22 protein-coding genes are annotated in these 24347 nt (G+C 68.3%); 7 read left to right on the forward strand and 15 right to left on the reverse strand.

Annotation, left to right across the window (positions count from 1 at the left end; all coding sequences use genetic code 11):
• Positions 1-14: 14 nt before the first annotated feature.
• The 5 genes from CCS01_RS01150 to CCS01_RS01170 are packed head-to-tail and all read right to left on the reverse strand — an operon-like array spanning position 15 to position 3426.
• On the reverse strand, positions 15-980 hold the full coding sequence (locus CCS01_RS01150) for a hypothetical protein (protein WP_104516995.1): 966 nt from the start codon (positions 978-980) through the stop codon (positions 15-17).
• A complete protein-coding gene (locus CCS01_RS01155; protein ID WP_104516996.1) occupies positions 980-1462 on the reverse strand; it encodes a DoxX family protein in 483 nt (160 codons plus the stop codon). Before CCS01_RS01155 ends, CCS01_RS01150 begins: the two co-directional genes overlap by 1 nt.
• Complete coding sequence (locus CCS01_RS01160; RefSeq protein ID WP_104516997.1) at positions 1459-2250, reverse strand: HvfC/BufC N-terminal domain-containing protein; 792 nt, start codon at positions 2248-2250, stop codon at positions 1459-1461. Before CCS01_RS01160 ends, CCS01_RS01155 begins: the two co-directional genes overlap by 4 nt.
• Positions 2234-3118: an MNIO family bufferin maturase gene (bufB, locus tag CCS01_RS01165; protein WP_104516998.1), complete on the reverse strand. Its 885-nt coding sequence runs from the start codon at positions 3116-3118 to the stop codon at positions 2234-2236. The genes CCS01_RS01160 and bufB overlap by 17 nt, the downstream gene beginning before the upstream one ends.
• A gap of 11 nt (positions 3119-3129) precedes the next feature.
• A complete protein-coding gene (locus CCS01_RS01170) occupies positions 3130-3426 on the reverse strand; it encodes a BufA1 family periplasmic bufferin-type metallophore (RefSeq protein WP_104516999.1) in 297 nt (98 codons plus the stop codon).
• Between the two features lie 176 nt (positions 3427-3602).
• Between CCS01_RS01170 and CCS01_RS01175 the strand changes: the two genes are divergently transcribed.
• Positions 3603-4205: a sigma-70 family RNA polymerase sigma factor gene (locus CCS01_RS01175; protein ID WP_104517000.1), complete on the forward strand. Its 603-nt coding sequence runs from the start codon at positions 3603-3605 to the stop codon at positions 4203-4205.
• On the forward strand, positions 4198-4881 hold the full coding sequence (locus CCS01_RS01180; RefSeq protein WP_104517001.1) for an NrsF family protein: 684 nt from the start codon (positions 4198-4200) through the stop codon (positions 4879-4881). The genes CCS01_RS01175 and CCS01_RS01180 overlap by 8 nt, the downstream gene beginning before the upstream one ends.
• A 297-nt stretch (positions 4882-5178) precedes the next feature.
• On the opposite strand, the gene CCS01_RS01185 is transcribed toward CCS01_RS01180, so the two are convergent.
• From CCS01_RS01185 to uvrB, 3 genes are all read right to left on the reverse strand, one after another.
• On the reverse strand, positions 5179-5880 hold the full coding sequence (locus tag CCS01_RS01185) for a general stress protein (protein ID WP_146101522.1): 702 nt from the start codon (positions 5878-5880) through the stop codon (positions 5179-5181).
• 10 nt (positions 5881-5890) lie between these two features.
• Positions 5891-6223 (reverse strand): PepSY domain-containing protein, encoded by a 333-nt coding sequence (locus CCS01_RS01190; protein ID WP_104517003.1) that lies wholly within the window; start codon positions 6221-6223, stop codon positions 5891-5893.
• Between the two features lie 1075 nt (positions 6224-7298).
• Positions 7299-9491 (reverse strand): excinuclease ABC subunit UvrB, encoded by a 2193-nt coding sequence (gene uvrB / locus CCS01_RS01195; protein WP_104517004.1) that lies wholly within the window; start codon positions 9489-9491, stop codon positions 7299-7301.
• Positions 9492-10263: 772 nt separating this feature from the next.
• Here uvrB and CCS01_RS01200 point away from each other — a divergent pair.
• Both CCS01_RS01200 and CCS01_RS01205 read left to right on the forward strand, forming a co-directional pair.
• Complete coding sequence (locus tag CCS01_RS01200; RefSeq protein ID WP_158258177.1) at positions 10264-11634, forward strand: TIGR03013 family XrtA/PEP-CTERM system glycosyltransferase; 1371 nt, start codon at positions 10264-10266, stop codon at positions 11632-11634.
• A 189-nt stretch (positions 11635-11823) separates the two neighbouring features.
• A complete protein-coding gene (locus CCS01_RS01205) occupies positions 11824-12246 on the forward strand; it encodes a hypothetical protein (protein WP_239991964.1) in 423 nt (140 codons plus the stop codon).
• Between the two features lie 508 nt (positions 12247-12754).
• Here the strand turns inward: CCS01_RS01205 and CCS01_RS01210 are convergent.
• From CCS01_RS01210 to CCS01_RS01220, 3 genes are read right to left on the reverse strand one after another with little or no spacing between them, the layout of a single operon-like run.
• On the reverse strand, positions 12755-13036 hold the full coding sequence (locus tag CCS01_RS01210; RefSeq protein WP_104517006.1) for a DUF427 domain-containing protein: 282 nt from the start codon (positions 13034-13036) through the stop codon (positions 12755-12757).
• Between the two features lie 49 nt (positions 13037-13085).
• Positions 13086-13361: a hypothetical protein gene (locus CCS01_RS01215; RefSeq protein ID WP_204848097.1), complete on the reverse strand. Its 276-nt coding sequence runs from the start codon at positions 13359-13361 to the stop codon at positions 13086-13088.
• The gene (locus tag CCS01_RS01220; RefSeq protein WP_104517007.1) at positions 13358-13843 is read right to left on the reverse strand and encodes a CinA family protein; all 486 of its coding nucleotides are present in this window, start codon (positions 13841-13843) and stop codon (positions 13358-13360) included. The genes CCS01_RS01215 and CCS01_RS01220 overlap by 4 nt, the downstream gene beginning before the upstream one ends.
• 191 nt (positions 13844-14034) lie before the next feature.
• Between CCS01_RS01220 and CCS01_RS01225 the strand changes: the two genes are divergently transcribed.
• Positions 14035-15279, forward strand: a complete 1245-nt coding sequence (locus CCS01_RS01225; protein ID WP_104517008.1) for a cytochrome P450 — start codon at positions 14035-14037, stop codon at positions 15277-15279.
• Between the two features lie 138 nt (positions 15280-15417).
• Here CCS01_RS01225 and CCS01_RS01230 read toward each other — a convergent pair whose 3' ends face one another.
• The 3 genes from CCS01_RS01230 to CCS01_RS01240 all read right to left on the reverse strand — a co-directional run bounded on the left by CCS01_RS01230 (position 15418) and on the right by CCS01_RS01240 (position 20360).
• On the reverse strand, positions 15418-16368 hold the full coding sequence (locus CCS01_RS01230) for a hypothetical protein (RefSeq protein ID WP_104517009.1): 951 nt from the start codon (positions 16366-16368) through the stop codon (positions 15418-15420).
• A 653-nt stretch (positions 16369-17021) separates the two neighbouring features.
• Positions 17022-18779, reverse strand: coding sequence for a gamma-glutamyltransferase (gene ggt, locus CCS01_RS01235; protein WP_104517010.1), 1758 nt, complete (start codon positions 18777-18779; stop codon positions 17022-17024).
• 219 nt (positions 18780-18998) lie between these two features.
• Positions 18999-20360, reverse strand: coding sequence for an aminotransferase family protein (locus CCS01_RS01240; protein ID WP_104517011.1), 1362 nt, complete (start codon positions 20358-20360; stop codon positions 18999-19001).
• Positions 20361-20976: 616 nt separating this feature from the next.
• On the opposite strand from CCS01_RS01240, the gene CCS01_RS01245 reads away from it, so the two are divergent.
• Together CCS01_RS01245 and CCS01_RS01250 are read left to right on the forward strand one after the other, a co-directional pair.
• Entirely contained in the window at positions 20977-21828 is an 852-nt protein-coding gene (locus tag CCS01_RS01245; protein ID WP_104517012.1) for an SH3 domain-containing protein, read from the forward strand.
• Between the two features lie 551 nt (positions 21829-22379).
• Complete coding sequence (locus tag CCS01_RS01250) at positions 22380-22664, forward strand: hypothetical protein (protein WP_104517013.1); 285 nt, start codon at positions 22380-22382, stop codon at positions 22662-22664.
• Positions 22665-22964: 300 nt separating this feature from the next.
• On the opposite strand, the gene CCS01_RS01255 is transcribed toward CCS01_RS01250, so the two are convergent.
• The gene (locus CCS01_RS01255; RefSeq protein WP_104517014.1) at positions 22965-24341 is read right to left on the reverse strand and encodes a DUF2252 domain-containing protein; all 1377 of its coding nucleotides are present in this window, start codon (positions 24339-24341) and stop codon (positions 22965-22967) included.
• Between the last annotated feature and the right edge of the window lie 6 nt (positions 24342-24347).

The following is a 24347-nucleotide window of genomic DNA, read 5'->3' on the forward strand; positions in this document are numbered from 1 at the left end:
GACGGCAGAGGCTCTCAGCTCCGGCCGAGGGCGGCCACCAGCCGCCGCCACGCCAGGAACGTCAGCGTCAGCAGCGCGGTGCCGAATGTAACCGCGACCGGATACGCATAGGTCGGGTCCGGCATCACGAACGGCAGCAAGCCGACCGCGAGCGCCGGCGGCACGTGCAGGTCGAACAGGCGCAGGACGATCACGCCCAGGATCGCGATGCAGGCGGCGGCCAGCGGTCCGGCGCCCAGCAGGCTGACGGCAATGACGCCCCCGGCCGCGGTCAGGCCGCAGGCGACCGGCAGGATCAGGGGACGCCCGGCCCAGGGACAGACCGCGGCATGGGCGAACATCTCAAAGGCGATCACCACGAGCGGCGGGAACAGGATGAAGCGCTGCCCCGTCAGGCTGGCGGCCAGCCCCGCCACCAGCAGGAACAGCAGGAAGAACGGTGCCCAGGAATAGTCGATCGGCGCTTCCTCGACGATGTCGTCCGCCCGGTCTCGGGCCCGGACGAGTGTCAGGGGGACCGGAGCAGCCCGGTGCCGGATACCGGCGAGGACGGCCAGCAGGCCGGTGCCAACCAGCAGCGACGGCGGGTAGCGCCAGTCCGGCAGGCCCAGCGTCAGCGGCAGCAGGCCGGCGGAAATCGCCGGGGCGATCGGCGATTTCAGCACCCGGATGATGAGGATCGCACACCCCACCGTCAGCAGCACGGAGGACAGGTCGTAGGCCATATGCCGGGTCACCAGGGTGCCGACGATGGCGGTCAGGAACGGCGTGACCACCAGCAGGACCGGCGCCCGCGCCCAGGTGCCGTGCGGCCGCCGCAGGATGTCGTTGGACAGCGCGCCGAGTTCCGGAAACAGGACGTAGAACAGGCCGGTGGCCTGGGCGATCGCCGCAACCAGCGCGATATAGGCCGCCGTCGCGGCGTCGCCAAAGAGTCCTGCCTTGGAGACGAATGACCACAGCCGGCTGAACCCGCCCATCAGGCCGGCAGATCCGGCGATGACGCGACGCGGCGATAAACAAGATGATCCAGCGACAATGAACCAGCCCCTCGGAACAGCAGAACCAGCAGCATGGCGGCCCACTGGATATGGGTCGGCCAGGCCTCGGGATAGACGAAGACCTCGATGACGGTCGTCATCCCAAGCAGAACGAAGGCGACGGGCCGCGTCAACAGGCCCATGACGAGCAGCGGCGGCGCGGTCAGTTCGATCGTCGCCGAGAGATACGCCGCCACCTCGGGCGGCAGCAGCGGCACGTGGTACTCGTCGGTGAACAGGGCCAGGGCCGTGTTCCAGTCGGCCAGCTTGGTCATGCCGGAATTCCAGAACACGGTGGCGATCGCCAGGCGAAGCGGCAGGGCCAGCACACTGTAGGGAACGGCCTCCAGGTACCGGCGAATCTGCAAAACGGCACCAATGGCGGAAAAGCGCGGCGCGGACGTTTCGGCTATCGACGTCATGACAGGCTCCCGGACAGAGAGGCCGCCGGTTCGGTGGTGAACCCGGCGAGACGTCCCTTGGTAAATTGTTCTGCAAGATACCGGGCGACGTCGCTGTCGCCCCATGCCGCCAGCGCGCCCAGCGTCTGGCCGCCGAACAGCGCCTGAAGAAAGCGGAAGGCGTCCGCCTCCAGGCGCTCCGACCGGACACCGTCGCCGGCCCGGTCGACGACGAGGCGGACCGGACCGCTGGAAACCGCGATCCCGGCCATGGCGTCGTCGGCGCCGGCCATGACCGCGTCGGCGATCGCGTCGGCGGGATAATCCAGATCCAGCAGGCTGACCGAAGGATGCGGCATGAACCGCAGGCCGTCGTGCAGCGCCGGCGCGATATCCCCCAGCGCCATCAGGTCGAGTGCCGCCCGGTCCTCTGCGTGCGCCGCCCGGGTCAGCGCCCATTCATAACGCGCGACATCCCCAAGGTAAGGCAACCCCGCCGTTTCCGGCATGGCCTGGAGAAACGCCGCAAACGCCTCGCCGTAATCGTCCAGGCAGCCGGAGACCGGCGGATGTGTCCGGATGAACCGGGCCGCGGCCATGTCGAAGAAATCGCCGCCCACGAGGCGGTCAACCGCGGGATAGCTCAGCCGCAGGCTCCCGGTCAGGACCGAGCGCATGGTGTTGCGGTGGATGCACAGCCGATCCACGGCGGCGATCTCGTCCCCGGCAATGGCGCCCGCGATCGCTTCACGCCCGCTGTCGAGCAGGCTGTCGCGGAAGCCGCGCTGGATCTCACGCAGCGTCGGCATGGCGTGCCTCCCCGGCCTTGGCCAACCTGCGCTCAGCCTTGCCGGCTTCTGCCAGCAGGATTGGCAGGGGCGGGATGTCGTTGTCCCACTCGATCAGCGTCGGCACCCGGCCGAACCGGGCGAGTGCCGCCTCATACAGCGCCCAGACCTCGGCGCGGACCGGGGAGCCGTGATCGTCGATGCGGATGCTGCGCCCCTCGCCAAGGTCCCGCCGCGTATGCCCGGCGAGATGGATCTCCGCGACGGCCGCCACCGGCAGCGCCGCCAGATAGGCCGCCGCGTCGAAGCCATGATTGCACGCTGAGACATAGATATTGTTGACGTCGCACAGGAGGCCGCAGCCGGTTCGCCGGGACACCTCGGCCAGGAACACCCATTCCGGTATGGTCGCGTGGCGGTAGCGCAGGTACGAGGACGGGTTCTCGACCAGGATGCGGCGGCGCAGCCGGGCCTGCGCGATATCGACGTTGCGGCACACCACCTCCAGCGCCTCCTCGGTCATCGGCAGGGGCAGCAGATCGGCCAGGTAGGTGCCATCGACCACGCTCCATGCCAGGTGCTCGGACACCAGACCGGGCTCGATGCGCTGGGTGAGAGCGGCCAGCCGATCAAGGTGTGCGCTGTCCAGGCCGTCAGCGCTGCCGAGCGACAGGGCGACGCCGTGCAGGGAGACCGAATAATCCCGCCGGATGGCGTCGAGGCAGCGCAGCGGCACCCCGCCGCCCATGTAGTTCTCGGAATGCACCTCCATCCAGCCGATGCGCGGCCTGTCGCGCAGGACCGCTTCATGATGTTGAAACCGCAGGCCGATTCCCGCCGAAGCGGGAATCGCACGATCCGACGGTGGGCTGGCGCCCGGGCCGGTCATGGCCGGTCGCCTCAGGTGGCGGACAACTTGCCGCCGGCGATCTTGCTGCAATCCCCGGCGGGCAACAGGACGAACGACCCCGGGTCACGGTCGCGGGTCGCCTGGCCGGCGCAGGAGTGGGCGCCCTGCGCGCAGTCGTTCCGGCCTCGCGCGGCGACGCCGAAGCACTTCTGCAGGTGACCCTGTGCCATCCGCTCCATGGTCATGGCCCTGGGGTCCTTCATCTGCGCGTGGCCGGCGGTGACGCCCCCGGCCATGGCAAGGCCGAGAGCGGCGGCGAGGGTCGTGGTGGGTTGTCTGCGGTTCATGGGGCGTCTCCTTGAGATCAGCCGCCCGGCATTGGGCTGCTGTGCAAGGTTCTCCGTCCGACGCGCCGAGGTTACCGCGGGGCGAAATTTTTTTCGCCGGCGCCGGCTTATGTTTCGCGAGCAATTCCACCGGCCGGAGATGGTTCCTCGATTTCCGGCCGGATCGATATTGCTTTATGCTCGGCACCATGGAGCCGCCGCCGTCCCGGACCGAGCCGCCCGCCACCAGCCCGGCTGAGTGGTCGGACCTCATGGCGCGCAGCCAGGACGGCGATGCGGCCGCCTACCGGCGCCTGCTGCTTGGGATCACGCCCTATCTGCGCACCATCGCCCTGCGGGCGCACCGCAACCCGGGCGACGCCGAGGACGCCGTGCAGGACATCCTGCTGACCCTGCATGCCATCCGCGACACGTACGACAGGACCCGGCCGTTCAAGCCCTGGCTTGCCGGCATCGCCCGCTACCGCATCGCCGATCGGCTGCGCGCGATGGGGATTGCCGCAAGCCGGGAAGTGGCGCTGGACCTGGAGCATGAAACTTTTGCCGCGCCGGACACGAATATTGAAACGACGCTCGACCACCACGCCCTGCGCGCGGCGCTTCAGGCGTTGCCGGCGAACCAGCGCCAGGCGGTGACCCTGTTGAAGCTGCGGGAGATGTCGTTGAAGGAGGCTGCGGCGGTGAGCGGCACGTCCATTGCCTCGTTGAAGGTGGCCACCCACCGGGGCATCAAGGCCCTGCGCAGGCTACTGGCGCAGCCGGGCGGTGGCGATGATTGACACCCCCGACCTGATCGAGAGCCTGGCGCGGGACACACGCAGGCTGCGGCCGGTGCGTTCTCCCCTGGCGCGCGCGGGTGGCTGGCTGCTGCTGGCGGCGGCGATCATGCTCCTGCTGGGCATCGCGCACGGCATCCGGCCGGATATCGGCACGCAATTGCAGAAGCCGTCCTTCGTGCTTGGCATCGCCGCCTCGCTGCTGACCGGCGTGCTGGCCGCCATTGGCTGCCTGATGGCCAGTCTGCCCGACCGGTCCCGGCGCTGGCTGCTGCTGCCGCTGCCATCGCTGGCACTGTGGGTGTCCACCATCGGCTATGGCTGCCTGACCGACTGGGTTTCCATCGACTCGACCGGCATGCACCCGGGCGAAGCGGTGCGGTGCTTCGTTACTCTGCTGGTGGTGAGCCTGCCGCTGTCGCTGGCGATGTTCGCGATGCTGCGCCACGCCGCCCGGCTGCGCCCGGCCGCGCTGACGGTAACCGCCGGGCTGGCGGTCGCGGCGATCACCTCCACGGCCTTGTCGCTGTTCCATCCGTTGGATGCGAGCATCATGATCCTGATATGGAATTTGGGAACGGCTGCCCTGCTGGTCACGCTCGAGGGCGCCGCGGGGCGACGGCTGCTTGCCCGGTTCGCGCGCTTGTCCTCATTCCACGAGAAACCACGCCCAGGCTAAGGCTGACTGCGGCCGGCGGCTGGAGACGCCTCCGTCCCTGGCCCCATCGTCATGACCCGGCTTGTCGCTATGCGATGCACACATCTCGGAAACGCCGCGGCGTTTCCCTTTTGTCATGGCCCAACTTGTCCGGGCCACCTATCGCGGCACACTTGCTGGAATAGGTGACCCGGACAAGCTGGGTCATGAGACGATGGGGGACGCTCCCGGAAGCCGGGCCGGACGAATCCGGCCCCAACTCCCATTCAGGACGGGACAGTGCCTTCCGGCGCCCGAGGCCGGAAGGCACAAACCGGCTTACAGCCGGCGGCCCGGGTCGGTGCCCGGCGCGTAGCTACTGCCGCCGGTACCAGGAGCCGGCACATCCGGTCCGGTTCCGGTGCTCGGGTCCGCGTTCCTGTAGCGACGCACCCGGCTATGCGACGTCTCATCGAAGCCGGTCCACTCCGGCCCATAGGCGGCGCGCCGCTGCTGCCAGTCGACCGGGCTGTGGCGCGCCATGATATCCTCGATCTGCCCGGCCATGGCGTCATTCGCGCGCACCGTGACCAGCGAACCGCCGCCTCGCACGCCCTCGGCATACACGTTGGCCTCGTCGCGGCTGAGGCCGGCGCCGGTCAGGGCGCCGAGCAATCCGCCGCCGGCCGCACCGATGCCGGCACCGGTCAACGTGGCGACCAGCCAGCCGGCGGCCACCACCGGCCCGACGCCCGGAATGGCCAAGGCGCCGATGCCGGCCAGCAGGCCGAGGCCGCCGCCAACGGCGGTGCCGAGTACGGCGCCCGCGCCGGTGCTTGCCTCGGTGGCCGGCGCGCGATGGTCTGTCACGGGCCCGGCGCCCGCCGCGGTGCCGGCGGTGGTGGAGCCGGCCGACTGCGCCCTGTCATTGGCGACCAGACTGATGTCGCTTTGCGGGACCCCGGCCGTCTCCAGCTCGTTCACCACGGCGCGCGCCTGGTCATAGTTGTCATACATACGGGCAACGGTACGTTGTGCCATGAGGATGCTCCTATCGTTGCGCGATGCCGACGTTGCCTTTGTAGTCAACCCAGACACTGTCGGTCATACCGTTCTTCTCTGCCTTACCCCGCCATATGTCGTTGTGGTCCTTGTGCAGGTTGCTGACATTGGAGAAGCCCTGCTTTTCCAGCCGCGACTTCGCCTCGTTCATGGTGAAGCTGTTGGCGCCCCTGGCGGGCGTGGGGGCATTGGCGTTGGTGGTGGCAACGGCCTGGTTGGTGTCGCCGGATGCCGCTGCCTGGCCGTTCTGCGTCGTCTCGGCAAGACATGGGCCGCCAGCCAGGATCGCCGCAGTGGCGACCCCGAGGATCACGGATTTCATTGTGCTCTCCTGGATGTTGTGTTCGCTGAAAACAGGCCTTGACCTCTCGTCCTGACCCGGTTGGCGGAAGGTCAACCGGCGCGGTCACGCTTTTCCGGCGCGCCATGACTGTTCAGCGGATACGTGCGTTGCAAGAGTCTGGCTGAGAGTGCTCCACGCCTGTTCTCTGCTGCATTAACGCTGACACCCGCGCCCGGGTTGCCGGGCGATTCCGCGTCCGTTCGTTGAAGCTGGTGACAGGCTGCGCGGCGGACGCAGCCGGGGGCATGTGCATGGTGCGCCAGGGTAGAGGACGTCACTCCACCGTGATGGCCGGGCAGGCCGCATCGGCGCCAACCTGGAGAGACAGGGCCGGATCCATTGCCGCTCCGTCATGGCCGGGCATGTTCCTACCGCATGCACAGATCTCGGAAACGGTCTGCTGCGGCCCGGGCCCCATCGTCATGGCCAGCATGCCGCCGCCTGCCGCGATCAGGCGCGTGACACGGGGCCGGACGGCGACGGGAACCCCCGGTATCTTGGCGTCTTGGCGTTGAACAGGAACGGTGCCACCGCGCCCGGCGCTGATGGGTGCGCTGCGCCGCTGGCCCGTGCGGTTGGTTCCACCGATAAAACGCCAAGACGCCAAGATACCGGAGATCCCCGTCGCTGTCCGGGGTGGCGGCGGCCTGTCATGCCCTCGGTCGCCCCTTGCCGATCCGTAACGGCGTGGGACCGGCACGAAGGCATTTCCGCGGTATCCGGCCAAGGCGGCCTGGGTGGATGTGTGCATGCCGTAGGGCGTGTCCCGGCCATCCACCCACCGCCGTTGGAGCGCAGATGGCCGGGACACGCCCCATAGACGGCGCTAACTTAGGCGGCCAGGGGCACGGCCGTTGCTATCCCGTCATGGTGGGCGAAGGCCCACCATCCACGCCTTTTGCTGATATCAGCACCGTAAGGCGTGGATGGCGGCCCTGCGGCCGCCATGACGACGGGCCAGTGCGCCGCGTCCCGTCGCCTAAGTAGCGCCTATCGGGACACGCCCGGCCATGACGAGAGGGCGATGTTCCTCTCTAAAGCGGCGCCGGCTTTATCACGGGCCGCTGCGCCGCATCTTGCCGCGTCCGCGCCGTTTCGACGGGTCGTAGCCGCCACCGCCGGGTCCCAGCGGCTCCGGCGAGCGGCTTCGGCCGGTCCGCAGCGCCGCGCTGGGCATCGGCGGCGGTGGCAGGCCCAGGTCCAGCGCCTCCAGCCGCTTGATCTCGTCGCGGAACCGGGCGGCCTGCTCGAACTCCAGGTTCGAGGCGGCAACGCGCATCTGCTTCTCCAGGTTGGCGATCGCCGCCTTCAGGTCCTTGCCAACGAACTCCGTCGTCTCGGCGCCCTTGACCGGCGCCACGGTGACGTAGTCCTGCTCGTACACGCTCTCCAGCACCTTGCTGATGTTCTTGCGCACCGAGATCGGCGTGATGTTGTGTTCCTCGTTCCACGCCCGCTGCTTGTTGCGGCGCCGCTCGGTCTCCTCGATGGCAGTGCGCAGGGAACGGGTCATGGTGTCGGCATACAGGATCACCCGGCCCTCCACGTTGCGCGCGGCGCGGCCGATGGTCTGGATCAGCGACGTCTGCGAGCGCAGGAAGCCTTCCTTATCGGCATCCAGGATCGCCACCAGCGCGCATTCGGGGATGTCCAGCCCCTCGCGCAGCAGGTTGATGCCGACCAGCACGTCGAACACGCCCAGGCGGAGGTCGCGGATGATCTCGATCCGCTCCAGCGTGTCGATGTCGGAGTGCAGGTAACGGACCTTGATCTGGTTCTCCGTCATGTACTCGGTCAGCTGCTCCGCCATCCGCTTGGTCAGGGTGGTGACCAGCACGCGGCCGCCGCGGGTGGCGACGGTCTTGCATTCATGTATCAGGTCATCGACCTGGTACTCCACCGGGCGGACCTCGGTGACCGGATCGATCAGCCCGGTGGGGCGGATCACCTGCTCGGCGAACACGCCGCCGGTGCGCTCCATCTCCCAGGGGCCAGGGGTGGCCGAGACGAAGATGGTCATCGGCCGGAAGCGCTCCCACTCCTCGAACTTCAGCGGCCGGTTGTCGATGCAGGAGGGCAGGCGGAAGCCGAACTCCGACAGCACCGACTTGCGGTTGAAGTCGCCGCGGTACATGCCGCCGAGCTGCGGCACGGTGACGTGGCTTTCATCGACGATCAGCAGCGAGTTTTCCGGCAGGTACTCGAACAGGGTAGGCGGCGGCTCGCCGGGATTCCGGCCGGAGAGGTAGCGCGAGTAGTTTTCGATCCCCTTGCAGGAGCCGGTGGTTTCCATCATTTCGATGTCGAAGGTGGTGCGCTGCTCCAGCCGCTGCGCTTCCAGCAGCTTGCCTTCGGCGGTCAGTTTCGCCAGGCGCTGCTTCAGCTCGATCTTGATGTCGTGGACCGCCTGCGTCAGCGTCGGGCGTGGGGTGACGTAGTGGCTGTTGGCGTAGACGGTGATCTCCTTCAGCTCCGCGGTCGCCTCGCCGGTCAGCGGGTCGAACTCGCGGATGCTTTCGATCTCGTCGCCGAACAGGGTGATGCGCCAGGCGCGGTCCTCGTAGTGGCTGGGGAAGATGTCGACGATCTCGCCGCGCAGGCGGAAGCTGCCGCGCTGGAAGGCGGTGTCGTTGCGGCGGTACTGCAGGTCCACCAGCGCCTTGGCCAGCTTGTCGCGGTCGATCCGGCCGCCGGTCTCCAGCTTCGCCACCATCTTCGCGTATGTTTCAACCGAGCCGATACCGTAGATGCAGGACACCGAGGCGACGACGATGACGTCGTTCCGCTCCAGCAGCGCCTGCGTCGCGGCGTGGCGCATGCGGTCGATCTGCTCGTTGATCTGGGCGTCCTTCTCAATATAAGTGTCGGTGCGCGGGACGTAGGCCTCCGGCTGGTAATAATCATAGTAGCTGACGAAATATTCCACAGCGTTGTCGGGGAAGAAGCCCTTCATCTCGCCATACAACTGCGCCGCCAGTGTCTTGTTCGGCGCCAGGATCAATGTCGGCTTCTGCACCGCCTCGATCACCTTGGCCATGGTGAAGGTCTTGCCCGAGCCGGTGACGCCGAGCAGCACCTGGTCGCGCTCGCTGGCCTCGACGCCGCGGACCAGATCGGCGATCGCCGTCGGCTGGTCGCCGGCGGGCTGGTACTCCGAGACGACGCGCAGCGCCCGCGTCAGCGGCTTGGCCGGCTGCTTCTGCGGCATGAACAGCATGGGCGGCGTGCGGAGAAGGGTCTGGGACATACGTGGCTCCTCTACCAACACATGGCCCCCCGAGGCCGCGGCGTCGAGGGGGCAGCAGGCATGCTGCGCCCGCCATGACGCGCCAACCCGGTCGGAAACCATGGCGGCAGCCGAGCGAAAGCGGCCGATGGCCCGCGGTGCTGGCCCGGGGCGCCGGCCAGGGGCGCTAAAGCAGACCGCAGGTCGGTTGGGACACTGAGGCCCCCTGTCCTCATCGTCATGGCCCGGCTCGTCCCTACGGGATGCACAGATCTCGGAAACGGTCCGCCGCTGCGTTTCCCTTTCGTCATGGCCCGGCTTGTCCGGGCCACCTGTCGCGGCACACGTGCTGGAATAGGTGGCCCGGACAAGCCGGGCCATGACGATGGTGGAGCGCTCTTGGCGCCCAGGCAAGCACTTGATTTTACGGTCATTTCCGACTCGTTTCCGAGATGTGTGCATTGCGTAGGGACGAGCCGGGCCATGACGATGAGGGAGCGCCGTCGCCCTGTCTCAATCGACCTGCGGCCTGCTGTAGCATGAGGTCCTCCAGCTGGATGCCGGATCGTGCCGTGGAGCGGGAGGCTCCGACAGCCGTGTGTATGCTCGCCACGCCGGATTGACCCTGGCCGGCACTGGCGGCGGCGTGGCATGCTCACCACATCGTGCTGGCATCGTGAGAATTTCACTGCAAGATCATATCCGTTTCTGTTACCACATGCGCCGTTAGGATATCGCCACGACATCTGCCGCCAGGATCATGACAATTCGATTCTCCAAGACAACGACCGGAATGGTGCTGTTCGCACTCGACGTCCTGCTTGTGCTTGCGCTCTGGCCGCTTGTGCTGCTTCTGGCCTACCCGGACGTGTTGGCGCCGGGGTCGCTGTCGCAGGACACCTGCGTCCTGACCTATCCCGCGTTCGACCTGCTGATGCTGTTTGCCACCGGCCTGTACCGGCGCGACGCGGTCCTGGATGTCGCACGCTCGGTCAGCCGTGCGCCCTTGGTCGTGGGTCTGGGGGCCGGCCTTGGCCTGCTGCTCTCGCTGGCGCAGGCGCGGGGCCTGCCTGACCTGTCGCACCAGGCGCTGATGTTCGCGCTGGCCTTCTCCACCTTCTCCGTCTGCGCCTTCGTCGCGCGCCTCGTGCTCACCTTTCTCGTGCGCCGCCGCGTGCTGCGCCGCCGGTTGCTGATCATCGGCGCCGGCCAGCGCGCCTGGGAACTGCTGCTGATGCTGAAGCGCGAGGGCAACAGCCTGCACGACCACGTCACGCTGCTGCACAACCCGGCGCTCGGCGCGATCGATCCGCGGCTGGAGGCCGATCCACCCGGGCGCATCCATTGTCCCGAGGCGTTCAATGTCGCCACTGTGGCGCGGGCGGTGGGGGCGGACCTGGTCATCGTCGCGCCGGACGAACGTCGGGGCATGAACCTGGAGCGCCTGCTGGAGTGCAAGCGCGCCGGCTTCCCGGTCATCCAGTACCTCAGCTTCGTGGAGCAGGAGATCCGTCGCATCGACCTCAAGCGCGTGGAGCTGGGCTGGCTGGTCTATAGCGGTGGCTTCACCTTCGGCGTCCTCGACCGCGTCCTCAAGCGGGGTTTCGATCTCGTGGTCAGCTCCACCATGCTGGTGCTGACCGCGCCCCTGCTGCTTGGCGCCATGATCGCGGTGCGCTGGGAGGGGCTCGGTCCGGTGCTGTACCGGCAGGAGCGGGTGACGCGGGACGGCCGCGTGTTCTGGATCATGAAGCTGCGCACTATGCGGGTGAATGCGGAGGCGGCAGGTGCGGTCTGGGCGGCGCAGAACGACCACCGCGTCACCAAGGTCGGCGCCTTTCTGCGACGGACGCGGATCGATGAACTGCCGCAATTGATCAACATCCTGCGTGGCGAGATGTCGTTCGTCGGCCCGCGCCCGGAACGCCCGGTCTTCGTGGCGGACCTGGCGACGCGGATTCCACTTTATAACGAGCGGCACATGGTCAAGGCGGGCCTGACCGGCTGGGCACAGATCAATTACCCATACGGCGCCTCGATCGACGACGCCCGGTCGAAGCTCAGCTACGACCTGTACTACGTGAAGAATTTCTCCATCGTGTTCGATTGCGTCATTCTGCTGCAGACCCTGCGCGAGGTCCTGTGGCCGAGCGGGGCGCGGTAGAGCCGTTTGCCGCCTCGTCATGGCGATCGGTCGCGGCTCCTTTGGCGCTGCCAGCAGCCAGGTGTGCGTGATGCCGGTTCTGCCCAGTGTGGACATCAATTCGCGTGCAGTCGCGAACACCGCCGCGTCAACGCCCGTGGCTGCGTGTCGCGAGGCAACCATGTTCGAACAAGCGTCAGGGAGACATTCATGATGATATCGAAGTCATGGGCGGCGGTGACCGGACGGGGCGGTCTCGCTTTCGGTCTTCTGGCCATCCTGGCCTTGGCGGGGTGCGCCACGCCGCAGCAACGGGCGGCGGAGAAGGACGACAACCTCGCGGCCGCCGGCTTCGTCATCCGCCCGGCCAACACGCCGCAGCGCCAGGCCATGCTGCGGAGCCTGCCGCCAAACCGGATCGTGCAGCGGGCGCACGGCAATACAGTCAGCTTCGTCTATGCCGATCCGCTGGTGTGCAATTGCCTCTATATCGGCACGCAGCAGGCCTATGACGCCTACAGGCGCTACATGCAGCAGAAGCAACTGGCCGACGAGCAGCAGGTGACCGCGGAAACGTGGTCAGACGCCGGATGGGACTGGGGCCCCTGGGGACCTTGGCCCTGGGGGCCATAGGGGCCGCACCTGACAGGACCATCGTGCGCTTATACTTCACGCGCACCCTTCGCTGCCCAGTCCCGTCAGGGCGCCATGGACCCGTCCACGCCGCGGCGCGCCGGTTTCTGGTGCTGTGATTGCCGCCGTACCCCCAGGCGTTCCGCGGCCCGGGCGCAGATCCTCTCCGCCTTCAGCCGAGCCACCGCTTCAGCCAACGTGCCGGCGGGCGACACGCCGAGGGGCCATCAGGGAATTGCCGCGTCATTGGGTGTGAGCCACTATCCTCTCCCCGTCATGGTCCGCGAAGGCGGACCATCCACGCCTTGCGGTGCGGATCGCGGCAAAGGCGTGGATGGTGGGCCTTCGCCCACCATGACGCGGAGGGGCCGGTGCCGTGCACCCGATGCCGCGGTTATGGCGGACGGGCTCTAAACAGACCGGCCAGGCGGCGTCGCGATCAGGGGAGGGACGGTGCCTTTTCCGGGCGGTGCCAGGAAAAGGCACGACGTCCCCGTTGCGTCCCCGATCAGGTGACTTTCACGTCCTCCCAGAAACCGAACCGGCCGCCGACGGCCTGCATGGCCGGGCGGGGCGCCTCGTAGCTCCAGGCGTTGCGGGGATAGCGATGACCCCCGACGACCACGTCGTAGAACTGCACGCCGTGCGGGCAGGCCTTGTCGGAGTCGGTCTTTTCCGCCTTCTCCAGCCAGTCGAGGCGGGTGGCGCCGGGCGGGAAATAGACGTAGCCGCCGCTTTTCACAATGTCGTCGCTCTCGGCGATCACGTGACCGTTCAGGATAGCTTTCATGGTGCGGTCCTCCTTCCATCCGCAGAGATAGGCACGGATGGCGGATTCGCTATGTCTGGCCGCGATGCAGGAACGTCATCGAGGCGAACGCGCCCAGCCACGACCCGAGCGCGGCAAATCCGACATACGCCCAGTTCTGCGTGTAGCTGATCACCGCGAAGGACGAGAGCAGGTACCACACGCTGCTCCAGTTCGCCGCGGCGAGGCGCCGACGGGTCGCCACCGCCGAGGCGAACATGACATAGACCGCGTCGGTGGCCGCAGTGGCAACAACCACCCCGGCGGCAGTCAGCGGATCGATGGCACGCAGCGCCGTCCAGATCACAGGACCGCCCGTATCATTGCGAACGCATGCGCCACGGTGGCGGCGCGGATGGCGGTGCGGTCGCCGGGGAAGACCTGGTGCTCGGTGATCGGCGGCACGCCGGTGCGGGCGAGGCCGAACCACACGAGCCCCACCGGCTTCTCCGCGCTGCCGCCCGACGGGCCGGCGACGCCGGTGACGGCGATGGCGATGGCGGCGCGGGAGCGGGCCAGGGCGCCCTCGGCCATGGCGGCGGCCACCGGCTCGCTGACCGCGCCGCGGGCTTCGATCAGCGCCATTGGCACGCCGATCATCTGGTTCTTGGCCTCGTTGGAGTAGGTGACGAAGCTGCGGTCCACGACGTCGGAAGATCCGGCGATGGCGGTCAGCGCGGCGGCGATCAGGCCGCCCGTGCAACTTTCCGCCGTTGCCAGCATGATGCCTTTGGCGCGGCAGGCGGCGAGCAGGGATTCGGCTTCGGCGAGGGTGGCGTCTGGCAGCATAGCGGGCCCGATTCACGGTTCGCCGGTGAACGTGACGCCATAGTCAGGGCCTGTCCACTGGATGCGTGCCAGGGTGCGATCTAATATCTTGTTCATTCGGGGTGATGCGCCGGCAGAATGTCGTATCGCTTCGCTGATCGTAACGATGGCGGCAGCCGTGGGTGCCGTTGCGACAAAATTTGGGAGGCAGCATGAACGCACCCGTAAGCCTTGAACCGCTGGGAGATCCCTGGGCCACGCCGCTCGACCGGGTCAACGTTTCAGATGCGCGACTTTTCCGTGATGACATCTGGTACGACTGGTTCGCCCGGCTGCGGCGCGACGACCCGGTGCATTACACCGCCGAAAGCGAATTCGGGCCATACTGGTCGGTAACCCGCTACAAGGACATCATGCACGTCGAGACACGGCCTGAGGTGTTTTCCTCGGCGTCCGGGATCACCTTGCTGACGCAGCCGGACGAGTATCGCACGCCGATGTTCATCGCCATGGATCCGCCGAAGCACGACGTGCAACGCAACGTGGTGTCGCCGATTGTCGCGCCGGAGAATCTGGCCAGGATGGCGGGAACGATCCGGCAGCGCGCGGCGACGATCCTGGACGGGTTGCCGCGCAATGAGACCTTCGACTGGGTCGAGCGCGTTTCGATCGAGCTGACGACGCAGATGCTGGCGACGCTGTTCGACTACCCGTTCGAGCGGCGGCGCGACCTGACCTACTGGTCGAACGTCGCGGTCACCAACTTCAACGACCCCGACTCGCTGGTGAAGAACGACGACGAGCGCCTGGACGAACTGCGCAAGATGGCGACGGCGATGATGCCGCTGTGGAACGAGCGGGTGAACGCGCCGCCGCGCCCCGACCTGATCTCGATGCTGGCGCATGGCGAGTCGACGCGGCACATGGACCCGATGGAGTTCATGGGGACCTGTATCCTGCTGATCGTCGGCGGCAACGACACCACGCGCAACGCGATCAGCGGCGGGTTGTGGGCGCTGCATAATTTCCCCGACGAGTACAGCAAGCTGCGGGACAATCCCGGCCTGATCCCCGGCATGGTGCCGGAGATCATCCGCTGGCAGACGCCGATTGGCTACATGCGGCGGACGGCGCTGAGCGACTACGAGCTGGGTGGCAAGACGATCCGCGCGGGCGACAAGGTGGCAATGTGGTACATCTCCGGCAACCGCGACCCGGATGCGATCCCCGAACCCAATCGTTTCATTGTCGATCGCCCGCGCCCGCGCCAGCATTTGTCGTTCGGTTTCGGCATCCATCGCTGTGTCGGCAACCGGCTGGCGGAACTGCAGCTGACCATCCTGTGGGAGGAGATCCTGAAGCGCTTCCCGGTGATCGAGGTGGTGGAGAAGCCGAAGCGGACGTATTCGGCGTTCGTGCACGGCATTACCGCGATGATGGTGCGGATTCCGGCGTAGAGCGCTTTCGGCCTGCCTGGAAACACTCCAGCTTCTTATTTTATGAGCAGTCTGCGGTCTGCTGTAGCGTCGCGCCGGTCCCGGCCGGCGCGACGGGTGGACGCGATCCCGCGGATGCGGCGTGGGCGCGACGGGCGGTCAGATCGCCACGTTGTCCTCGTCCCGGCTGCGGAAATAGGCGCGAAGCTGGTCGCGCAGCGGGATCTTGCGGTCGGTAAGCTGCCAAACACCCTGCCAGTCACGCCTGAGGTCCGTCGTGGGATCGAACCGGTTCTGCGAGAGGATGTCGGACCGGCGCTCGTAGCCGCGCCTGGCCTTGGAGCCGTGGAAATAGTGCAGCAGCAGGCCATCCACGTAGCCGATGTTGCGCCTGATATAGGTCTCCGCCCGGTTCTGCCACTCCAGGCACCAGGCGGCATAGGTCGGGCATTCGCGAACGATATCCGCGGTCAGGCAGCTTTCCATGTCGCCGATCAGGCCGCGCGCCATGTAGGTGTCGGCGGACCCGACGATCCCGAAGTCGATCAGGCCGCCGAGCTGGTCCCAGGCGTCGCGGCGGCAGGCCCAGGCATAGCCCGGATGCCAGACCCCATAGGGGCGCATTGCCGTCGGCACCCGGGCGCCGCACCGCATCCACTGCGCGACGAACCCGTCGAACGCGCCGATGGGCTCATGCCGCGGGCCAAGGTCGGTAGCCTGCGCGAACATCTGCACCACGCTGAAATGCTGGAGCTGGTGGATCGTCTCCTCGACGATGTCGGGGCGGGCGAAGCGGACATCCGCATCGACCCACGCCAGGTATTTCCAGTCCGCCGGCAGGCGGGCGACGCCGATGTTGATCAGGTTCTCCTTGTGCCACATCTCGTGGCTGGTGCGGACGCGGATGTGGCGGGGGTCGTCGGCGTCGGTGATCTCGAAGTCGCGGTCGCCGAACGCGGCCTCGACGGTATAGAGCACGGCCCCGGCATCGGTAATGTACTGCGCAAAGTCGCGATACAGCGCATAGCGCGAGCGGTAGCGCGACGGGTTGATGATCGGAGTAACGACATAGAGCGGCGCGTCAACGGGCCTGATGGGCAGCAGGGACATGGGAGAAATGACGACCTTGGTATTGGTTGTTGCGGGGACAATAAGCGAGTGACGGTCTCCACGGCGGGTTCGCTGATCCGGCCGCGGTCGTTGGTTCGCCGGCGAGCCTGGCCACTGTGTTCCGGCGACACGGGCAGTGGGACCAGGCCGGGCGGCCTGGCTGTCGCCGGGCGGATGTCATCGGACCGCTCGGGTCCAGATGGCTGACGGTGGCAAGCCTAAGTTCTTATTATGTTCTAGTGCTACTACAAGTTGCAAAAGAACACAACAGAAATCTTTCCGATCAGTGAAAATTTTCCTCGTCTTCCAGCCTCTGGTCTCCCAGCCTCTGGTCTGGCAGGGAGGTCTGGCAGGGACGTCGCCGCAGCGGCATTGAGCGTTCCCCGCCCATGGCCGGTCTTGCGAACACAGGCGCCAGCAAAGCGGGCTGACGGCATGGCCATTACCTTCTCGTCATGGCCCGGCTTGTTCGAGCCACCTGTCGCGGCACACATGCTGGAATGAGTGGCCCGGGACAAGCCGGGGCCATGACGCAGGGGGAACGTGCCTCGCTATGATGGCGCCTATGGGTATCGGGGACACGCCCGGCCAGCGGCAATAATGGACTGCACGGCCCACGGCGGTTGGGCTGGAACCTTGGTGGCTGGCTTTGCCTATGGCGCCAGGGCCGCGCCGGCCGGGCGCCGCGGATCAGCCGCACCCTGGAACGCGCCACCCGGCACGACGTGCGGCACCACCGAATCAGCCGGGACGTCAGTCTGCTGCGTCGTCGCGCCGGCCGCCGCGATCAGCGCCACCGCGCCCCAGGGCCGCTGCTCGACAATGCGATAGCCCATGCGTTCCAGCAGCGCCTTGGTATCAGGCGACAGCGCATACGGCTCGGCGAACAGCACGTCCGGCTGCCACTGGTGGTGCAGCCGCGGCGCGTCCACCGCCTCCTGCGCGTTCATGCCGTACTCGACGACGTTCAGTATCGTCTCCAGCGTCGCGGTAATGATGCGCGGGCCACCCGGGGAGCCGATGACCATCCGCAGCGCGCCGTCCTTCAGCACGATGCTGGGCGTCATCGACGACACCGGCCGCTTGCCGGGGGCGATGGCGTTGGCGGCGCCCTGCACCAGGCCGAACATGTTGGGCGTGTCGGCCTTGACGGTGAAGTCGTCCATTTCGTCGTTCAGCAGAAACCCGGTGCCCGGCGCCTCCACGCCCGCGCCGAACGCGCCATTGATCGTGGTGGTGACGGCGACCGCGTTGCCCGCGGCGTCCAGCACCGAGAAATGCGTCGTCTCCGGCTTCTCGTTCGGCGGCGGCACCGCCGGGCCGAGGCTGGCCGAGGACGTCGCGCGGTCGCCAATCAGCCCGCGCAATCGGACAGCGTAGTCGCGCGACAGCAGGCGGTCCAGCGGCATCGTGACGAAGGCCGGATCGCCCAGGTAGATGGCGCGGTCGAAGAAGGCGAGGCGCAGCGCCTCGGTCAGCAGGTGCACGGACTCGGCGCTGTGGAAGCCCAGGCCGCGCAGGTCGTAGCCCTCCAGGACGTGCAGCGTCTCGCACAGCGTCACGCCGCCGGAGGAGGGCGGCGGCGCTGAGAGAATGACATAGCCGCGATAGGAACAGCGCAGCGGCGGCGCCTCGGTTACATGGTAGGCGGCGAAGTCGGTCGCGGTGATGAGGCCGCCGCCGGCCCGCGCCGCCTGCGCGACCGCCTGCGGGATGGCGCCCGCATAAAACGCGTCCGGCCCGTGATCGGCGATCGCCTCGAGCGTCGCCGCCAGCGCGGGCTGGCGCAGGCGTTCGCCGGCACGCTCCGGGCTGCCGTCCGGGTGCAGGAAGACCGCGGCGGCGGCGGGGTCGCGGCGCAGCAGCGGGGCGACATGGCGCAGGATGCCGGCGTCCGCCCCGGTCAGCACGAACCCTTCCAGCGCCAGGCGGATGGCCGGCGCCATGACCGTGGCCCGCGGCAGGGTGCCGTATTTCGCCAGCGCGGTGTCCAGGCCCAGCACCGTGCCCGGGACGGCCACCGCCTTCCAGCCGAACCGCGAGGCGCCGCGCACCGGTTGGCCGTCCGGCCCGAGATACATGTCGCGGCTGGCGGCGGCCGGCGCGGTCTCGCGGAAATTCAGGAAGACGTCGCGGCCGCCGGCGAGATGCGCCACCAGGAACCCGCCGCCGCCGATATTGCCGCAGCACGGGTTGACCACCGCCTCGGCGTAGCCCACCGCGACGGCGGCGTCGACGGCATTGCCGCCCCGGCGGAGCATGTCGATCCCCGCTTCGGCGGCGAGGCGCTGGGAGGAGACGACAAGCCCGGTGGTGGATTCCGTCGGCGGCAGCGAGGCGGCGCGGGCGCCCGTGCCGATGATGAGCAGCGCCAGCACGGGCAGCGCCAGCACAGCAAGACGACATCTCATGGCAGGCGGGACCTTTGCAGCCGCACGCCCGGGCGGCCAATCGGCAGCGAGGAACCCCGGCCGCGTCCGTGATGACGCAGCGGGATGGCGCGCCGCCGGACCACCCATGCCGCCCGGTTCAACGGACCGGCACCGGATGGCCTTGCCGCCAGGGAGCCTCCCGAAACCGGGCAACCCCCTGGCCGGGGGGCAGCTGCCAGCGAACCGGGCACGGGTTCGTCAGGACGCCGCCTGGATCGACTCGCCGATGATCTGCACGATGCGGTCCAGCGTCGCCTCCGGCGTGCTCAGCGGCGGGGCGAAGCAGATCGTGTCGCCGCTGGCCGGCGGGCCGTCGGCGGCGCCGCGCAGCCGGGTGATCAGGCCGCGCTCGGTGGCCGCGGCCATGACGCGGGCACCCAGGCCCTTCGCCGGCGCCTTGCTGGCCTGGTCCGCGACCAGTTCGACGGCGGCGAGCATGCCGATGCCGCGGACCTCGCCCACCGCCGGCAGGCTGCGCAGTGTTTCCAGCCCGGCGCGGAAGCGGTCGCCCTGCACCCGGGCGCGCTCGACCAGACCCTCGTTCTCCAGGATGTCCAGGTTCGCCAGCGCCACGGCGCAGCACACCGGATGGCCGGAATAGGTCGCCGCGTGCATGAATTTTTCGCTCGCCGGCGCGCTCTGGATGACGTCGTGCATCGCCTTGGAGACGATAACGCCGCCCAGCGGCAGGTAGCCGGAGGTGACGCCCTTGGCGAACGACATCAGGTCCGGCTGCACGCCCCAGTGGGTCAGGCCGAACCAGGTGCCGGTGCGGCCGAAGCCGGTGATCACCTCGTCGGCGATGATCAGCACGTCGTGGCGGTCGCAGACCTGCCGCAGCCGCGGCCAGTAGGTGTCGGGCGGGACGATGACGCCGCCCGAGCCCATCACCGGTTCGGCGATCACCGCGGCCACGGTGCCGGCGCCGGCGGCCAGGATGGCTTCCTCCACCGCATCTGCCGCGCCGATGCCGGGATCGCCGTTGCCGGTCCAGCGATACGGGTAGGGCGGGGCGACCTGGAGGAACTCCGGCACCATCGGGCCGAACATGGTCTGGTAGTTCGGCAGGCTGGTGGCGCTCATCGCCGCCATGGTGACGCCGTGGTAGGCATAGCGGCGGGAGATGATCTTCACCTTGTCCGGCCGGCCGAGGCGCTTCCAGTGGTAGCGGGCGAACTTGAAGGCGCTTTCGTTGGACTCCGCGCCGCCGGTGGTGAAGTACGCCGCCGCCATATTGTCGTAGGCGAGGCCGACCAGCCGCTCCGCCAGCCGGATTGCCGGCGCGTTGGAGTAGCCGGCATAGGCCGATGCATAGTCCAGCGTCTGCATCTGCGTCGCCGCCGCCTCGGCGAGTTCCCTGCGGCCATGGCCGATATGCACGTTCCACAGCCCGGACAGGCCGTCGATATACTCCCGCCCGTCGCTGGTGCGCAGCATGCTGCCCCGGGCCGCGGTGAAGATCTTCGGGCTGGCATGGTCCGCGGCGAAATGCAGCGGGTGGATCATGTGGCGCTGGTCGGCAGTCACCAGGACATCGTCAGCCGGCACGCGATCGTTCATGGTTTCCTCCTGCGTTTGCGGTCAGGCTAGACGATGTCCGGCGGCGGGTGGAAGGGCGGTCACCGGGCGTTGTCCGGCGGACCGGGCATGGCTGGCCGTTGGACGGGCTTGAGGCGAAGCCTGCCGCCGGGGTGGCGGTCTCAGGGGCAGTCCCTGGTGCGATCCGTGGGGTAACCTTGCGGCCTGCCCCTCATGCGCCCGCCGAGCGCTGGCTGGCGGGCAGTCCGGCGGCCGAAGATTCCACCCCTGTTCCGTCAGAACTCCTGCAACGAGCGGCGGTGTCGTTTCCGGGGGTACAAGGCAGCGGCAGAGCCTGGATTGGCGACCGCTTTTTAACACGGCGTTGGCCAGCCGGCGCGCCGGCTGGCCAACTACCATGACGCCGTACCCGGGTGCACACCGGATGTGCATAACCATGCCGCGCTCCAGCGGCGAATGACCGCCAATCCCGGCCGCGCGCCTGCAAGTAACAGAGTCGCGTGCGCCATGCGCCCCCGGCGGATCGGACTCTCCCCGCGCGCACTTCGCCATACCGTCTCATTTACGACATTATTGGCATCTAGCCGCCTCAGCGGCGCGGGTCTTTTGTCCGGACGAGTTGGAGGCCACAGAACAGATGCAAGCAACTGACCGCCTGAAGCGCGAGGCCAGGACCAGGCGTGGCCGCCGAGGCCATGCCCCGGGGTTCCTGGCCCTGGCCGCCGTCACGGCGGTGGCGCTGGCGGGTTGCAAGGAGCAGCCGCGGCAGCAGGCGGCGAAGCCACCTCCGCCGGACCTGACGGCGAAGGCCGAGGCCGCCGCGCGGGAGGCGGTGGCCGCCGGCGTGCGTGCGCCGGCGGAGGCCACGTTCCGGGCCATCCAGACCTGGCGGCAGGCGATCCCCCGCACCGTCGCGGTGTGCGGCCAGGTCAACCCCACGGGCAGCGCCGCCGATCCGTTCGTGCCCTTCGTCGCAGTGATCGAATTCGGCGGCGGCCGCGATCCGTCGCCGATCCACATCGAACAGCACGCGGCGACCACGAACGTCGAAGCGACCCGGGTCTACGGCGAGATGGTCGCGCGCTGCCTGGACGACGGCGGGCCGCGCCCGCTGGGCCCGCACCACTTCATCACCGAGCCGCTGCCGCCGATGCCTGACGGGCTACCGCGTCCCGAGCAGGCGGCGAACCCGCTGCCGACCCCGCGCCAGGCCCAGGTGTATGCCACCACGCCAGCGCCGGTGGTCCGTGCCCCGGTTGAGACCGCGCCGGCCGCCACCGTGGCGACCATGGAGGTGCCGCCGGGGGAGACGGCGGTGCCGCGGCAGAATGTCAACCTGCATACCGAGCCTCACGGCCCGGTCTCCCGCGTGGTGCCGAAGGGCGCCGAACTGCGTGTCTTCGCGCAGGCCGCCGGCGGCTGGTACGAGGTCGGCGACGAGGCGGGGCCCTGGGGATGGATCCATGGGACGATGCTCGACGTGCATTGACGCAGCGTCGTCCGGGCCTGTGCGCGCATCCGCGGTGGAACCGGTTCTTCGCCCCCGGTCATGATGGAGAAGCAATGACTGCCGTGCTCGTGGCGGCGCCCATCGCCCTGCCTGCCGGTGACGTCATGCGGCAGCGACCGGTCGCGTACCGGCATCCCGGTCCGATAACAGGGGCCTGACCGCGAACGCGCATCAGCGGAGCGTGCCGGGGCAATGCAGCAAGCGCTGGTCCGTCGGCACGATCGTCATCCGTGTGTATCTGCGCCTGCATGACGGCGCGATGTCACGCCGGCGTGGGGCGGTCAGGCGGCGTTCACTTGCAGGTGGCGGCCAGGCCATGCGCGGCATGAACGCAAATATGAATGCGGGCTCGTCTTCCGGCAGGATTGGGATTTCCGAAGTCATCCTCACGGCCGTCATCCTCGGGTGGTGATGAGACCGGAGCCTGGGAAACGCCGGGCAGAATGCCAAACATAGAAACCGGTGCGCCGAAACCCTGTCCCGTTCAGGGCGTTGCGGCACCAGTCGGAAGCTACAGGAAAGGAGGAGGTATGAGCACCAATCCGATGAAATCGAAACTGTCATTGCTTGCGGCCGTCGTCATGACCGTAGGTCTGGCGGCGGGTCCCACTCTGGCGGTCGCGCAGACCAGGGACGGTGTTGCCGGGACAAACGCCGGCATGACCACCACGACGAACGGTGACATGGCCAACCGAGGCGGTGGCGGCGCTGGCTGGTGGGGTCTGCTGGGATTGATCGGGCTTGCCGGTCTTTATCCGTCGTTCCGGACCAGCCGCACGGTTGACGCGACGGGCTCGGTCAACCGCAAACTCTGAAGCGGCAGGAAAGCGTAATACCAGCGGCCCGAATCCCGCGCCTACCGGTCATCGTTTCGGGCCGCTCTGCAACATCTTTCCTGGCGCTCGGCAGGCTCGTCCTGCGGCTGCCCGGGCTTGCAATGGCTGCGCCTTTTTATGTGGCCTTAAAGTAACGATCTTGCCAACCGGCGCGCAAGGCCGATCCCGGCAACGGGCCGCGTGCAGGCTGGGCGGACGATGCGCGGGCGGCGCCGTCGCGTCGCGTTGCGCCGGCGGCCGCCAGGCCGTGGTTCCAACCAGTCCCCGGCGGTATACCGCCTACGCCGCCCGCGCCTCGATCTGACCCGCCTTGATCGCCTCCAGGAACAGCCGCCAGTCGAGCTCGTTCTGCGCCGCATAGGCCAGGGCGAACCGCGCCACAGCCACATCGAACGCCCTGCCGGTGCCCAGGTAGCCGGCGATCCGGGCGGCATCGCCCGAGCGGGCATGCGCGCGCGCCAGGGCAATGCCGCACAGCGTGGCATGATAGGGCAGAGCCTCCTCCGCCAGGTCCTGGCCAATCGGCGACAGCCGGCTGTCGCGGAAATGCCGGACATAGCAGTGCTGGTCGTTGCCGCTTTCCTGCGTCCAGCCCAGGAACGGGTCGGGCTGGCTCTGCATCATCCGCTGGCCGACCACCACGCGCTGGCCCTGGTTGTGGTAGAGGCTCGACCCGGCATAGGGCGCCAGCGCCGAGGCCTGCGCCTCCTTCAGCTGCAGCAGCAGCGTCTGGTCGTCGCGGGTGACGAACAGGCCGATGGCGCAGAAAGTGCCGACGCTGCCGACGCCGACGACCTTGAAGGCGACATCCGCCAGTTCGTAGCGGTCCAGCAGGACGCGCCGCTCCTCCGGCAGCGACAGCCGGTAGGCCTCGAAGGCCGTGCGGGCGACGATCTCGTGCGTGTCGTCGCGCTGGCTGCTGAGTGGCACGACCAGCGGCGGCTTCTCCTTGATCCGCCACAGGCCGCGGCTCTTTTCCACCAGCCTGGGATAGCCCTGGTGCCCCGCCTCCACCGCGGTTTCCAGCCGGCGCATCTCGCGCTCGCGTAGCCTGGCGTCGTCGATGCCGCCCAGCAGTTCGGCGACGCCGACATGCGACCACCAGGCGCGCAGCGGGTCCTGCCGCGCCAAGTCCTGCAGGTGCCGGCGATACGCCTCCATCGCCTGCGCCGCCATCTGCCGCGCGGCGGTATTGCCCAGGCCGCGGGACAGCGCATCGATGGCGAAGCTGGCGGCGAGGCGCTTGACGTCCCACTCGAACGGCGCCGGCAGGGTTTCGTCGAAGTCGTTCAGGTCGAACACCGGATTGCCGACGGGCGAGGCGAAGACGCCGAAATTCGCCAGGTGGCAGTCGCCGCAGGCCTGCACCCACAGCCCGCTGCTGGGCGTGTCCGCCAGGTCCGCCGCCATGATCGCCGCGGCGCCGCGGAAAAAGGCGAAGGGCGAGGCGCGCATGCGGTCGTAGCGGATGGGCAGCAGGCTGGCGATCCGGTGGCGCCCGGTCTCGACCAGCAGGTCCACCGGATCGCGGCGCTTGGGTGACGGCGCCCACTGCCCATGCAGGCTGCGTGGGACGATCTTGCGCAGCGCCCGGCCAGCCTGCCGGCGTTCCGCGCGCGGCAGCACGCCCGCCGTCTGCATGTGCTCCAGAGGCATTGGTGG

The organism is Rhodopila globiformis (assembly GCF_002937115.1).
In the GTDB taxonomy this organism is placed as follows: Bacteria; Pseudomonadota; Alphaproteobacteria; order Acetobacterales; family Acetobacteraceae; genus Rhodopila; species Rhodopila globiformis.

Bases quoted from the DNA above. Each gene is read 5' to 3' on its own strand.
- CCS01_RS01170 (WP_104516999.1), bottom strand. From the start codon at position 3,426: ATGAACCGCAGACAACCCACCACGACCCTCGCCGCCGCTCTCGGCCTT.
- CCS01_RS01175 (WP_104517000.1), top strand. From the start codon at position 3,603: ATGCTCGGCACCATGGAGCCGCCGCCGTCCCGGACCGAGCCGCCCGCC.
- CCS01_RS01185 (WP_146101522.1), bottom strand. From the start codon at position 5,880: ATGGCACAACGTACCGTTGCCCGTATGTATGACAACTATGACCAGGCG.
- ggt (WP_104517010.1), bottom strand. From the start codon at position 18,779: ATGAGATGTCGTCTTGCTGTGCTGGCGCTGCCCGTGCTGGCGCTGCTC.
- CCS01_RS01225 (WP_104517008.1), top strand. From the start codon at position 14,035: ATGAACGCACCCGTAAGCCTTGAACCGCTGGGAGATCCCTGGGCCACG.
- CCS01_RS01220 (WP_104517007.1), bottom strand. From the start codon at position 13,843: ATGCTGCCAGACGCCACCCTCGCCGAAGCCGAATCCCTGCTCGCCGCC.
- CCS01_RS01155 (WP_104516996.1), bottom strand. From the start codon at position 1,462: ATGACGTCGATAGCCGAAACGTCCGCGCCGCGCTTTTCCGCCATTGGT.
- CCS01_RS01205 (WP_239991964.1), top strand. From the start codon at position 11,824: ATGATGATATCGAAGTCATGGGCGGCGGTGACCGGACGGGGCGGTCTC.
- CCS01_RS01255 (WP_104517014.1), bottom strand. From the start codon at position 24,341: ATGCCTCTGGAGCACATGCAGACGGCGGGCGTGCTGCCGCGCGCGGAA.
- CCS01_RS01210 (WP_104517006.1), bottom strand. From the start codon at position 13,036: ATGAAAGCTATCCTGAACGGTCACGTGATCGCCGAGAGCGACGACATT.
- CCS01_RS01190 (WP_104517003.1), bottom strand. From the start codon at position 6,223: ATGAAATCCGTGATCCTCGGGGTCGCCACTGCGGCGATCCTGGCTGGC.
- CCS01_RS01240 (WP_104517011.1), bottom strand. From the start codon at position 20,360: ATGAACGATCGCGTGCCGGCTGACGATGTCCTGGTGACTGCCGACCAG.
- CCS01_RS01250 (WP_104517013.1), top strand. From the start codon at position 22,380: ATGAGCACCAATCCGATGAAATCGAAACTGTCATTGCTTGCGGCCGTC.
- CCS01_RS01245 (WP_104517012.1), top strand. From the start codon at position 20,977: ATGCAAGCAACTGACCGCCTGAAGCGCGAGGCCAGGACCAGGCGTGGC.
- bufB (WP_104516998.1), bottom strand. From the start codon at position 3,118: ATGACCGGCCCGGGCGCCAGCCCACCGTCGGATCGTGCGATTCCCGCT.
- CCS01_RS01180 (WP_104517001.1), top strand. From the start codon at position 4,198: ATGATTGACACCCCCGACCTGATCGAGAGCCTGGCGCGGGACACACGC.
- CCS01_RS01150 (WP_104516995.1), bottom strand. From the start codon at position 980: ATGGGCGGGTTCAGCCGGCTGTGGTCATTCGTCTCCAAGGCAGGACTC.
- CCS01_RS01230 (WP_104517009.1), bottom strand. From the start codon at position 16,368: ATGTCCCTGCTGCCCATCAGGCCCGTTGACGCGCCGCTCTATGTCGTT.
- CCS01_RS01200 (WP_158258177.1), top strand. From the start codon at position 10,264: ATGGTGCTGTTCGCACTCGACGTCCTGCTTGTGCTTGCGCTCTGGCCG.
- CCS01_RS01160 (WP_104516997.1), bottom strand. From the start codon at position 2,250: ATGCCGACGCTGCGTGAGATCCAGCGCGGCTTCCGCGACAGCCTGCTC.
- uvrB (WP_104517004.1), bottom strand. From the start codon at position 9,491: ATGTCCCAGACCCTTCTCCGCACGCCGCCCATGCTGTTCATGCCGCAG.